Below are 957 nucleotides of genomic sequence, written 5' to 3' on the forward strand. Positions count from 1 at the left end.
TTTTGCCTTTCATCGCCTGATAGCGCGGGATGATGTCTTTAATCGTGCTTGGGACAAAATGCCCGAAGTGCGGAAGCCCTGTGGCAAAGGGGGGGCCGTCGTAAAAAACGAACTCGCTCTGCCCTTCCCTTTGCGAGACGGATTTTTCGAAAATGCGGTTTTGTTCCCAGAATTTAAGGATTTCTTCCTCAAGTGCGGGGAAATTGACTTTCGGATCGACCTGTTTGTACATAGGTACAGTGTAGCAAAAAGTGAATGTCTTATTCAAGATGTCAGATTTATTCTTTTTTTATATTCCACCTGATGTTTTCAGATTTTTATCCTTCACCTGATTTTTTAGCTCCTTGTACTGTTCCCTTCTTTTTCTCTCTTTTAACAGTATGCTTGAATTTCATTACTGCAAAATTTATCTCAAGTGTGGTTTCTGTTCCCGACACAGGCATATCGGTGGCTATCAATTCAGAGAAAATATCTCCGCTTTTTTGCATAAGGGATTGCCGTTCCGGCTTTTCTTTAGTATCTGCCAATTTTGCGATTGTATGCGATAATTCACGCAATTTAGCAAAAGTTTCAATAATGGCAATCGTCGCCGCTGTCGCTTTTGGGCTTCTCAATATTGTGGCAAGCATATACAGTCCTTTTTCTGTAAAAGCCTTTGTCTGCGCTGTAGAGTGTTTCAAGTTATTGAACCGATCAAAAATTTTGATCAGTTCGCCTTTGTCAACCTCGACAATATAACCCGCAGGAAATTTATCAGGATTGTTCTTAATAGCTTGATTTACCTCTCTCGTTTCCACACCATAAATACTCGCCACATCGCTGTCAATTAGAACATTCTGCCCCTTGACTGATACAATGGCTCTTTTTATGTCTGAAAAATCTATCGCTCCAATTTGTTTTTTCATTTTTTCCCCCTGAAAAGAATTTTAAATGTTGCATACACAACACCTATATATA

At 39.8% G+C, this 957-nt stretch carries 2 protein-coding genes; both read right to left on the reverse strand.

The window, feature by feature from the left end:
* Positions 1-232, reverse strand: a 232-nt coding sequence (locus tag ACYVTD_RS14075; RefSeq protein ID WP_461248352.1) for a class I tRNA ligase family protein, incomplete at its 3' end; no start/stop codon positions are given.
* Positions 233-317: 85 nt separating this feature from the next.
* The gene (locus tag ACYVTD_RS14080) at positions 318-905 is read right to left on the reverse strand and encodes an ORF6N domain-containing protein (RefSeq protein WP_461248353.1); all 588 of its coding nucleotides are present in this window, start codon (positions 903-905) and stop codon (positions 318-320) included.
* Positions 906-957 lie beyond the last annotated feature (52 nt).

The sequence above is a fragment of the Treponema sp. R6D11 genome, from assembly GCF_054786075.1.